This window comes from Treponema porcinum (genome assembly GCF_900167145.1).
Lineage (GTDB): Bacteria > Spirochaetota > Spirochaetia > Treponematales > Treponemataceae > Treponema_D > Treponema_D porcinum.
This window is the reverse complement of sequence record NZ_FUWG01000003.1, coordinates 273,957-284,710: the sequence shown is the minus strand read 5'-3', so window position 1 is coordinate 284,710 and position 10,754 is coordinate 273,957. Positions and strand designations below refer to the sequence as shown.

General features: G+C 45.1%; 9 protein-coding genes. 7 read left to right on the top strand and 2 right to left on the bottom strand.

Going from position 1 to position 10,754, the window contains the following annotated elements:
* The 6 genes from B5D55_RS11405 to B5D55_RS02905 form a co-directional block, all read left to right on the top strand.
* Positions 1-287: transposase (locus B5D55_RS11405; RefSeq protein ID WP_143593166.1), on the top strand; the 287-nt coding region annotated here is incomplete at its 5' end.
* On the top strand, positions 272-691 hold the full coding sequence (locus B5D55_RS02925; RefSeq protein WP_327198816.1) for a VOC family protein: 420 nt from the start codon (positions 272-274) through the stop codon (positions 689-691). The genes B5D55_RS11405 and B5D55_RS02925, both read left to right, overlap by 16 nt.
* Before the next feature lie 122 nt (positions 692-813).
* Entirely contained in the window at positions 814-1,893 is a 1,080-nt protein-coding gene (locus B5D55_RS02920; protein WP_078932496.1) for a glycoside hydrolase family 53 protein, read from the top strand.
* A gap of 124 nt (positions 1,894-2,017) precedes the next feature.
* Complete coding sequence (locus tag B5D55_RS02915) at positions 2,018-5,371, top strand: midas domain-containing protein (protein WP_078932495.1); 3,354 nt, start codon at positions 2,018-2,020, stop codon at positions 5,369-5,371.
* A 4-nt stretch (positions 5,372-5,375) separates the two neighbouring features.
* Positions 5,376-6,407, top strand: coding sequence for a methionine ABC transporter ATP-binding protein (locus tag B5D55_RS02910; RefSeq protein ID WP_078932494.1), 1,032 nt, complete (start codon positions 5,376-5,378; stop codon positions 6,405-6,407).
* Positions 6,408-6,409: 2 nt separating this feature from the next.
* Positions 6,410-7,075, top strand: coding sequence for a methionine ABC transporter permease (locus tag B5D55_RS02905; protein ID WP_078932493.1), 666 nt, complete (start codon positions 6,410-6,412; stop codon positions 7,073-7,075).
* 36 nt (positions 7,076-7,111) lie between these two features.
* Here the strand turns inward: B5D55_RS02905 and B5D55_RS02900 are convergent, their stop codons facing one another.
* On the bottom strand, positions 7,112-8,380 hold the full coding sequence (locus B5D55_RS02900; protein ID WP_078932492.1) for a type 2 periplasmic-binding domain-containing protein: 1,269 nt from the start codon (positions 8,378-8,380) through the stop codon (positions 7,112-7,114).
* Positions 8,373-9,671 carry an aminotransferase class I/II-fold pyridoxal phosphate-dependent enzyme gene (locus B5D55_RS02895; RefSeq protein WP_078932491.1) on the bottom strand — a complete coding sequence of 433 codons (1,299 nt, stop codon included), beginning with the start codon at positions 9,669-9,671 and terminating at the stop codon, positions 8,373-8,375. The genes B5D55_RS02900 and B5D55_RS02895 overlap by 8 nt, the downstream gene beginning before the upstream one ends.
* 87 nt (positions 9,672-9,758) lie before the next feature.
* On the opposite strand from B5D55_RS02895, the gene B5D55_RS02890 reads away from it, so the two are divergent.
* Positions 9,759-10,748, top strand: a complete 990-nt coding sequence (locus B5D55_RS02890; RefSeq protein WP_078932490.1) for an AAA family ATPase — start codon at positions 9,759-9,761, stop codon at positions 10,746-10,748.
* Positions 10,749-10,754: the final 6 nt, after the last annotated feature.

Below are 10,754 nucleotides of genomic sequence, written 5' to 3'. Positions count from 1 at the left end.
TTTGCAGGCTTGGTCATATAACAAAATGCGGGAACAGAAACTTACGCTCTCTCCTTATACTGGCGGCATGGTCACATGTAAGGTCAAAAGGAAGCGGAGCATTAAGGGAAAAATATCTATATATGACGCAGGTTCAAAGCAAAGGAAAAAAAATTGCAATTGTGGCTGTAGCAAGAAAACTTGCAGAGTTGATGTACACGTTGCTGAAGACAGGAACATCATATGAAAACAGACCTTCAACTTCAATATCACAACTTGCAGTTGAAGCTTTATCAAAAGCATCGTAAAATTATGGAATCAGGAGTTCCTTGCTATTGACAAATATCATAGGAGCTGTATTTTTCCCGTTCCTGACATACTAAAAACGGCACGGTTTTATACAGACAGCCTTGGCTTCCGTGCTGTGGGATATGTGGAGTGCGAGGAACCTCATATCTGCCTGTACAGGGATAAGACAGAGATTATTCTGCTTAAAGCAAATACAGACCGGGTATTTACGAACAGGGAACTTTACGGTTACGGCTACGATGCGTATCTATACACCAGTGAAATGGAAGAACTTGAAAAACAGCTGCGCAGAAACAGAGTAAAGATAGCAAGACCTCTTTCTATGACCGACTACAAAAACAGGGAATTCGTAATTGAAGACATAGACGGACGCTGGATTGCATTCGGCAGGAAAGAGGACTAAATCAGGCCGGAAGTTTCTTACGCGGAAAAGCGGAAAACATCATACATACCGCCATTTGAAGAAATTTAATCTTTTTAATCTGCGCAGTTTCTTCCGGGAACTTTTTGCAGTATACTGTATGTATGAAAATCAAATCCGCTTTCATTTTTTTATTTCTCGGCATTTTGTCTGCCTGCAAGTCTTCTGACGTTCGTTCCGACTCCATTCTTGAATACAGGGGCGCGGACATTTCGTATTTTTACCGCCAGGAACAGAGCGGCGTTCAGTTTTACAGTAACGGAAAAGAGGCGGAACTTTTTGATATTTTAAAAGAAGCCGGTGTGAACTGGATTCGCCTGCGCCTGTGGCATACGCCTTCGAACGGGTGGAATAATCTGGAAAAAACGATTTCTGTTGCCCGGCGCGCAAAGGTTTCTGGTTTTAAGCTTCTTCTTGACATTCATTATTCTGACAGCTGGGCAGATCCTTCCAGTCAATCACTCCCTGCGGAATGGGAAACATATTCTTTTGACCGGCTGAACGAAGCAGTGTCGTCATATACAGAGTCAGTTCTTTCTGCATTTTCGCAGGCAGACTGCATTCCTGATATGGTTCAGACTGGAAACGAAATTTCAAATGGAATGCTCTGGCCTTATGGAAAAATAAAGGAAGGCGGCGACTGTTCTGATTTTATGGCTCTTCTAGGTACGGCAGTTACGGCAGTTCGGAATTTCTGTCCGTCCGTAAAAATAATGCTTCATATTCCTTGCGATAAAGACATTCAGCGCGTCGTGTGGTGGTATTCGCAGGCGGAAAAATACTGCATTGACTATGACGTTATAGGTCTTTCTTACTATTCGTTTTTTACGGGCACGGATTTTTCGATTGTTTCAGATACTGTTCAGAATCTTAAAAAACAGTTTGACAAGGAAATCTGCATTGCAGAAACTTCTTATCCGTGGACTTTGGACTGGAATGATAATGAAAACAATCTTGTGGGGCTTGAAGAACAGCTTATTCTGGGATTTCCTGCTTCAAGGGAAGGACAGCAGCGTTATTTAAATGAACTGTGCCGCAGGGTGTGTTCTTCCGGCGGTTCGGGCGTATTTTGGTGGGAGCCGCAGGCTGTTTCTTCTCCGTCCTTTCCGTCCTCTCTTGAAAACCTTACCTGGTTTGACTTTAATAATGAATATCTTGGAATTGAATTCCAGAGTTCCTTCTGACCGTATAATTTTTAACGGAGAAATTTTTTCATAATACCTGTATTTTTCCTGTAAAACCTCTGTTCTTTATGCCGATAATATTACAGAATGCTATAATCATTTATCTTTTTTATATGAGGATTTTGTGAAATCGGGCCTAAAAACAGCGCTGAGTCTGCTGCTTACATTTATTGCTTTTACCGTAATTGCAATTGCGTCTTTATCCGGACTGTTTTCTCCAATAGAAAAACGGTTCTATGAGCCGGCGCAGGTTCAGCAGTTCCGTTCTGAGCTTAATGAAGTGGCATCTGCCGGCAACCAATATTTTTCTTCTCTTTTAGCGGCGTTCGGCTCTGATAACGGCGGTTTTTTAAATGATGAAAGCGTCCTGACTTTCCTGTCTGTATCTCCGTCTGATGAAGTTCTGCACCGGCTTGCCGTTCTTTCTGAGGCGCACAGGGGACTTGAGGGAATACGCGTGGTAGATGCTTCCGGGCGCCGCGTTCATTTCAGTTCGTTCAGAAACGACTACAGGCTTGATGCCGAAAGGCGCATTTATTCTAATTATCAGGAACTTAAAACTCTTTTCGGAACCCCTGAAATTCCGTTTGAAAACCTTTCCTGCTTTTCCGGCGAAGAAACGCATCCGTACCGCATTGGAATTGACGGACAGAATCAGCGGATTGTCTATTCTTTCCCTCTTGAAAATAACGGAAGCAGGTTTTGCGTTCTTTTTTACGTCGGTACTCGTGGTTTTATAAACACTCTTATTGAGAAAAAAATTATTTCGGTAAATCAGGACATTCCGCTGGTTTCTTCCGCAGACTGTATGACAGGCGGTTTTATTCTGGGGCTTGAAAATGATATTCGCGGAGCTGCTGATGCAGAACTTTTGAAAATATGGAAAAACGGGCAGGTTGATACCGACGGAATTCAGACAGATGGAATTCAGTTTGTTTTTGATGACCGTACGGTAAACTATACGGTTTTTACGAATAGGAGCACTTCTGCGCCGTTTTTCAGCATTCTTTTTAGTTCAGATTCTGTTCTTTTGCCTGGCTATGTAAAAATCCTTATTCTTGTAAGCGCATTCATCAGCGTCTGCCTTTTCTTTTTAATTCTCTTCAATTTCAAAAAAGACGATGATGTGATTATCCGCGACAGGATTAAGCGCGTTCAGTTTGAGCTTTTAAGTGAATATTTTGACAAGAACCTTGAGCGTGCCGAGATTGCCGGAATTATCGAGGCGAAAAAGAGCGATGTTTCGGTCAGAATAAAGAAAAGTCTCGGGCGGCGGGGAAAAAGACATTCGGCTGAACTTGATACGATACTTGAAAAAAGCTGGTCTGAAATTATTGATATGCTCTCCGCCGAAAAAAAGCAGCAGCCGTCCTTTGATATGTCAGAAATCAGGCGTATGCTTGAAGAACTGCTTTCGGCAACCCCTGTAACCGTAAGAAATCAGTTCGTGCAGACAGTACCGGCAAAAGTTGCAGAACCAGAACCGGTTGAAGATTTGGAAGATGTAGACGCCGTAGAACCGGCTGAGGACTTGGAAGAAGCTGACGTCGTAGAACCGGCTGACGGCTTGGAAGAAGCTGACGGCGTAGAACCTGTTGACGGCTTGGAAGAAGCTGACGTCGTAGAACCAGTTGACGATTTGGAAGCAACTGGCGGTGTAGAACCGGTAGATGACTTGGAAGAAGTCGACGCCGTAGAATCGGTAGAAGATTTGGAAGAGGCTGATGGCGAAGAATCAGTTGAAGACTTGGAAGAAGCTGATGGCGTAGAACCAGTTGACGGTTTGGAAGAAGTTGACGGCGCAGAACCAGTTGACGATTTGGAAGAAGCTGACAGTGTAGAACCGGTAGAAGATTTGGAAGAAGCTGACGGTGTAGAACCAGCTGACGGTTTGGAAGAAGCTGACGGCGTAGAACCGGTTGACGATTTGGAAGAAGCTGATGGTGTAGAACCAGCTGACGGTTTGGAAGAAGCTGACGGCGCAGAACCAGTTGAAGACTTGGAAGAAGCTGACGGCGTAGAACCAGTTGACGATTTGGAAGAAGCTGATGGCGTAGAACCAGTTGACGGTTTGGAAGAAGTCGACGCCGTAGAACCGGTAGAAGATTTGGAAGAGGCTGATGGCGAAGAATCAGTTGAAGACTTGGAAGAAGCTGACGTCGTAGAACCGGCTGACGATTTGGAAGAAGCTGACGGTGTAGAACCGGTAGATGACTTGGAAGAAGTCGACGCCGTAGAACCGGTAGAAGATTTGGAAGAAGCTGATGGCATAGAATCAGTTGACGGTTTGGAAGAAGCTGACAGTGTAGAACCGGCTGAAGACTTGGAAGAAGCTGACGGCGCAGAACCAGTTGAAGACTTGGAAGAGGCTGATGGCGAAGAATCAGTTGACGGTTTGGAAGAAGCTGACGGTGTAGAACCAGCTGACGGTTTGGAAGAAGCTGACGGCGCAGAACCAGTTGAAGACTTGGAAGAAGCTGACGGCGTAGAACCGGTAGAAGATTTGGAAGAAGCTGATGGCGCAGAACCGGTTGAGGACTTGGAAGATACTGACGGCGTAGAACCGGTTGACGATTTGGAAGAAGCTGACGGCGCAGAACCAGTTGAAGACTTGGAAGAAGCTGACGGCGTAGAACCGGTAGAAGATTTGGAAGAAGCTGATGGCGCAGAACCGGTTGAGGACTTGGAAGATACTGACGGCGTAGAACCGGTTGACGATTTGGAAGAAGCTGACGGCGCAGAACCAGTTGAAGACTTGGAAGAGGCTGATGGCGAAGAATCAGTTGAAGACTTGGAAGAAGCTGACGGCGTAGAACCGGCTGACGATTTGGAAGCAACTGGCGGTGTAAAATCGGTTGAGGTTTCGGAAGATGAAATAGACGAGACTTCTGAATCATTTGGTACTGCGATTTTCGGAAAAACTGATGATTTGTTTGAATTTGCATCTAGTCCGTTCTTTGACGCAGACGAAAAGCTCAATGCTATAAAAAGCGTGCTTACAAATGACAATTTCGAGGAAGGTCAGAAAACTCTTGAAAATGTCAATGCAATGAATACCGCGCAAAAGTACGGAATCATTGATTCAGAACCGCTTGAATTCAGCGATCCTGCCGTAGAGCAGGAAAGCAATCCTGATATGAGCCTTGCAGATGGTTTTGAAATCTTTTATCCGGGTGACGAACTTTTTTCCGCATCTTCATTGGGCAATTCTGAAAATACATCCGTTCCTGCGCCTGAAGAAAACAAAGTCACCTTGCAGGAAGACGATGTTTCCGACCTTGAATTTTTATCGGAGGGCGAAACCCGTCCGTTTATGATGACTGCTTTTGGCGCGAACAACAATCACGTAACGGATTTATCTTATGAAGCCATCGTTGAAGGAGATGACGGAGTATATCAAATCGCGGAAAATCTTGATACAGACGGCGTTCCGATAGACAATGATTTTCAAAATCTGGTAAATTCCGTATTGAAGTAGTTTTATGAAAATAACGTTAAATTCCCTTGTAAAAAAATATTCGGGCGGCAAAGGTTCGCCTGAAATTACAGCCGTAAAAGGCGTGACTCTTGAAATTCCGTCAAACGGAATATTCGGAATTATCGGAAAAAGCGGTGCAGGAAAATCATCACTTGTCCGTCTTGTAAGTCTTCTTGAACGTCCTGATTCTGGAACAATCCTGTACGACGGCGAACGCGTTGACAATCTTTCTGAAAAAGAACTGCGTATTCGCCGGCGCCGGCTTGGAATGATTTTTCAGAATTTCAATTTGTTTTCATCCCGAACTGCCGGACAGAACATTGCCTATCCAATGGAGATATGCGGAATATCAAAAAAAGAAATTGACATACGTGTGGAAGAAATGCTTGAAGTTGTCGGTCTTTCTGACAGAAAAAACGCACCGGTGAGTACGCTTTCTGGCGGACAGAAGCAGCGCATCGCAATTGCCCGTGCACTTTCTACAAAACCGGACGTTCTGTTCTGTGACGAGGCGACGAGTGCCCTTGATCCGCAGACTACAAAGTCAATTCTTGACCTGATACGCAGGATACAGGCGCAGATGAATCTGACTGTCGTTATGATTACGCATCAGATGGAAGTTGTGCGCGATGCCTGTTCTCTTGTTGCCGTTCTGAATGACGGTATGGTGGTGGAGCAGGGAACTGTAAACGACATTTTCCTTTATCCGAAGTCTGCCGTTACAAAAGATTTTCTTTCGACTATTTCCCATTCTCAGCAGCAGGAACAGGCGGATTTGCTCCGCTGGTCGAATGACGGCGGCGAGTTTATCCTTCGCTTTAAGGGTTCTCTTACAGGCGAGCCGGTTTTAAGCGAAATGGCAAAAAAATACAGCGTTGATTTTAATATCCGTGCAGGCGGAGTGCAGAAACTGACTGACACCAGCATAGGAACTCTTATTGCAGACATTTCCGGTTCTGAGGAAGAAGTGCAGAAGGCGCTTTCATATCTTAATGAACGCGGCGTTATCGTCGAGAAAAAAACAGGGGAACGGTAAATATGACGGACTTCAATAAAATCATAAATTTAGTGCTTGAGTCTACTTTGCAGACTCTTCAGATGGTTTCTCTTTCTACGCTGTTCAGCGTTATGCTGGGGCTTCCGCTTGGAATTCTTCTGTGCATAAGCGATCCTCAGAGCGGAATAAAACCGCGCCGCGTTTTGTATCAGGTTCTTACGCGTATCGTAAATGCGCTCCGCTCCTTTCCGTTCATCATCCTTATGGTGCTGCTTTTTCCGCTTTCGCGCCTTATTGTAGGTACGTCAATCGGAACTGCGGCGACTATTGTTCCTCTTTCAATTGCGGCAGCACCGTTCGTTGCGCGCGTTATTGAAACTGCCCTCAAGGAAGTTGATTTGGGCGTAATTCAGGCGGCGCGCGCAATGGGTTCTACAACAATGCAGATTATTCTTAAGGTGCTTCTCCCGGAGGCAATGCCTTCTCTTGTAGACGGCGTTACGCTTACGGTAATCAATTTAATCGGCTATTCCGCTATGGCAGGAGCGCTTGGCGGTGGCGGACTTGGTGATTTAGCTATCCGCTACGGTTACCAGCGTTTCCGCCCTGAAGTTATGGCGATTGCGGTTGTCGTAATTCTTCTTATGGTAGAGCTTATTCAGTTTGCAGGAACTTTTGTGTCGCGCAGAATAAGCGCACGAAGATAAGGCATAAAAAAGGCGGAACATATCCGCCTTTTTTCTTTAGTTGAACCGCTGTTTTTTCCATTCGGTGTAGCGTTCGTTTATTGACGGTATTCGTTTTGTCTGGTCAGAGGCAAGCGATTCTTTTATATACGGAATGATTATGTTCTGCTTTATTTTTTCCCAGCGCGCCGGTTTTTTCTCGTAAACTTTGAATGAACCGGGCTGCGGAATGTTGGAAAGAAGTGCCGTATAATAGCCAGGAAGTATTGATTCGTTTACTTCTTTTATTGCGGAAAAACCGTCTGCAATGCCGAATTTTGTCGTTCCAAGGTGCATAGACGCGCTTCGTTCAAGAAGTGCCTGCTGAGTTTCCGTCTTGAAGAACCAGGAGATGAAGTCAGCTGCTCCTGCCTTGTTTGCGGCATTCCGTGAAATTCCCATCATAATCATTGAGTCCTCTACGGGAATTTTTTTATCATTCTGAATCCATCTGAAGTCTATTTTTGAGCGCTGGCTTTCTGATAATTTGAAAAGCTGGTCGCTTGTCATATAGGCAAACAGCGTGCGTCCTGAAGTAACGCGCTTGTCGTCCGTTTCTGAAAGGTATTTGTATACAAAATCGTTTTCCGTCCTTACAGAACCGTTTGTTTCGGAAATCCATTTTGAAAGATAGTCGATTGTTCCGGCAAGGGAAGATTCGTTCCATGTGAACGTAGCGTTTTTTGCTTCCCGGAAATCTGCGCCGCGTATTTTGGCTGTAAGATACAGGAATTTATCACTGCTTTGGGGCGCAAATCCTATTCTCGTAAACGAGCCGTTCTTGTCTTTCTTGTTGTAGGCTGTTCCTGCTTTTTTTATCTGGTCAAGGCTGATTGTGTAGTTGTCCTCAACGAATTCCTTGTTTTCCTGCGAGAAAATCATTGCAGGAATGTTAAAGCTTACAGGAAGAAGATACTGCTGTCTGGAAAAAACGCCTGCCTCAAGAAGCATCGGGTAAAAATCTTTTGATGATATGTATTTTCTGTCAAAAAGAAAATCTATTGGTTTAAAAAAATGCTTTGTCCTGGCGTTTCTTAGCCACGGACCTATAACTATGTCCGGTTCCTGTTCGCCGTTTTCGGGCGGCATTGATACGGCCGGATTTTCCTTGTAGACAAGGACTGCTTTCTGACGGTGCGTTTCGTTAAAAAGTTCGATATACGGGGCAAATTCACTGCTGCTCGTCCATATTACAATCCGCCGCTCCTGTTTTGCGGAACAGCCGGTACACAGTGCGGCGAACAATAATGCTGCGGCAAATGTCAGTGAAAAAGCCTTTTTAGCCACGTTTTAATTCCTCTGCGGTCTGATATATAAGTGAGTATACCGTTTCAATCTTGTCTTCATCAATGCTTGAGAAGGCTACGCGGAGCGTTTCAGAGTTGATTGAAATTGTACCTACTCCTTTTTCATTCAGAAGTTTTACGCGAAGTTCCTCTGCGTCAATTCCGATTGTGCGGAAACTCATAAAGTAGCCGGAATTGAACGGAAGTGCCTCAAGCGCTGTGCTTTTGTGAGTATTAACGAACGTGCGTACTGCCTTGTAGCGTCCTTCAAGCACTTTTCTGAGCTGCAGCTTTTCTTCATCATTTGCAGGGTCTTTAAACGATTTAAGGAGCATACTCTGGGACGGCGTTGCGGCGCAGGAAACGGAAGAGCGGATAATGCCCATCAGTTTTTTTACGAGCGCATCGTACTGTTCTTCCGTCCAGCCCTTACAGCCGAACGTGAGGAATCCGCAGCGGAATCCCCAGGCAAAATCTTCTTTTGTAGGACCGTCTGCCTTTACAGCAAGAACGTTCTCGTGCAGGTCGCAGATATGCGCAAACAGAGATTCTTTTTCAATGTCATCTTCGTAGTTCAGTCCGAAATACGCATCATCGCTTATGACAAGGATTTTTGCGCCTGTTTCAGCAGTTTCCTTCAATATCCTGCACAGTTCCTTTACTTCTGCGGAAGTAGGGCTGTATCCGGACGGATTTTGCGGAAAATTCAGTATAAGGCGGACAGAACCGCAGGCAGCGGCTTCTTTTTTTACGGCTTCTTCAAGCCCTGCAATGTTGAACGAACCGTTCCTGAACATCGGGAACTGGTGGAATTCAGCACCGCGCCGTGCCTCTGCAATAAGAACGTAGTTATCCCACGACGGGTCAGGTGCGAGCATAGGCTTTTCTGCATCTACGAACAAGTCCATTATGTATGAAAGACCTGCCGTAAGTCCCGGAACTACTGCCGGAAGGGAAGTCGTTTTATTTTTTAAAGACGGATTTTTCTTAATCTGTTTTTCTTTCCAGGCTTCGCGTATTTCTGGAAGTCCTGCCGTCGGTGCATAGGCAACAAGTTCCCGTGAAGTCATATCCGGGGCGCATTTTTGTACTGACGGAAGAATTGCAGGCGTTCCGTTTATAACGGTCGTTCCGATTGTACCGTTTGCGACGGTTGCAAATTTCTTTGCTTCTCCGCCCTGTGCTATAATTCCTTTCGGAAAATAAATACGCCGTCCTACATCAGAGAACAGTGCTTCTGCAACTGTTCCTTTAAGAGATTCGTTTAATTCTTGTGCTAAAGGGTGTAACATGATAAAGTAAATTATTCTGATTTGAATGTTTATTGTCAATTGAAAATAGTAAAAAATTGTATATTTATGCAAAAAGGAACTTGAAAAATGGAAAAAAATGACATAAATGCAGCGGAGCTTGACTCCTGCCGTGTTTTGGTTCAGAAGTGCCGCGACGAAGCAAAAAAGCGGCTTGTTGGTCAGGAAGTGCTTATAGACGGAATTATGACGGCTTTTATTGCAGGCGGACACGTTCTTCTTGAAGGCGTGCCGGGTCTTGCAAAAACGCTTGCCGTAAGGACTTTCTGTGAAATCTCCGGGCTTGAATTCAAGCGAATTCAGTTTACGCCTGATTTGCTTCCTGCTGACATAAGCGGAACGCTCATCTACGAGCAGAACAAAGGTTCTTTTTCCGTGCGGAAAGGGCCTGTGTTTACGAATGTCGTTCTTGCAGATGAAGTAAACCGTGCGCCGGCAAAAGTTCAGTCTGCAATGCTTGAGGCTATGGAAGAAAAACAGGTTACTATCGGCGACGAAACGTTCCGCCTTCCTGAGCCGTTCTTTGTCCTTGCAACGCAAAATCCTATCGAGCAGGAAGGAACGTACAATCTGCCTGAGGCGGAACTTGACCGTTTCTTAATGAAGCTTGTTGTTTCCTATCCGTCCGGCGAAGATGAAGTAAAAATCGTAAAGACTGCCGGAAATGCTGTAAAAACTGCTGTAAATCAGGTTTTAAGTGCCGGTGACATACGGAATTTCCGCCGCCTTGCAGAATCTGTTGTTTGCAGCGATAAAATTGTTGAATATATAGTACAGATTATTTCCGTTACGCGTCCGTCTGAAAAAAAGCAGAGCGAACACGACATTACGCGTTACATTACCGTAGGCGCTTCTCCGCGCGCAGGAATTGCTATGCTCCAGTGCGCGCGTGCCGCTTCCCTTATGGCAGGACGTTCGTTCGTGCTTCCTGAGGACGTTAAGACGGTTGCACATCAGGTTCTACGGCACAGGCTTGTTCTTTCGTACGAAGCGGCTGCAAACGGCATCTGCGCGGACGATATTATTTCCAAAATCCTAGACTATGTTCCTGTTCCGTAATCGCGT

What these genes read in the sequence shown, in the direction of transcription:
- B5D55_RS02920 (WP_078932496.1), top strand. Translation starts at nt 814, where the DNA reads ATGAAAATCAAATCCGCTTTCATTTTTTTATTTCTCGGCATTTTGTCT.
- B5D55_RS02910 (WP_078932494.1), top strand. Translation starts at nt 5,376, where the DNA reads ATGAAAATAACGTTAAATTCCCTTGTAAAAAAATATTCGGGCGGCAAA.
- B5D55_RS02905 (WP_078932493.1), top strand. Translation starts at nt 6,410, where the DNA reads ATGACGGACTTCAATAAAATCATAAATTTAGTGCTTGAGTCTACTTTG.
- B5D55_RS02895 (WP_078932491.1), bottom strand. Translation starts at nt 9,671, where the DNA reads ATGTTACACCCTTTAGCACAAGAATTAAACGAATCTCTTAAAGGAACA.
- B5D55_RS02890 (WP_078932490.1), top strand. Translation starts at nt 9,759, where the DNA reads ATGGAAAAAAATGACATAAATGCAGCGGAGCTTGACTCCTGCCGTGTT.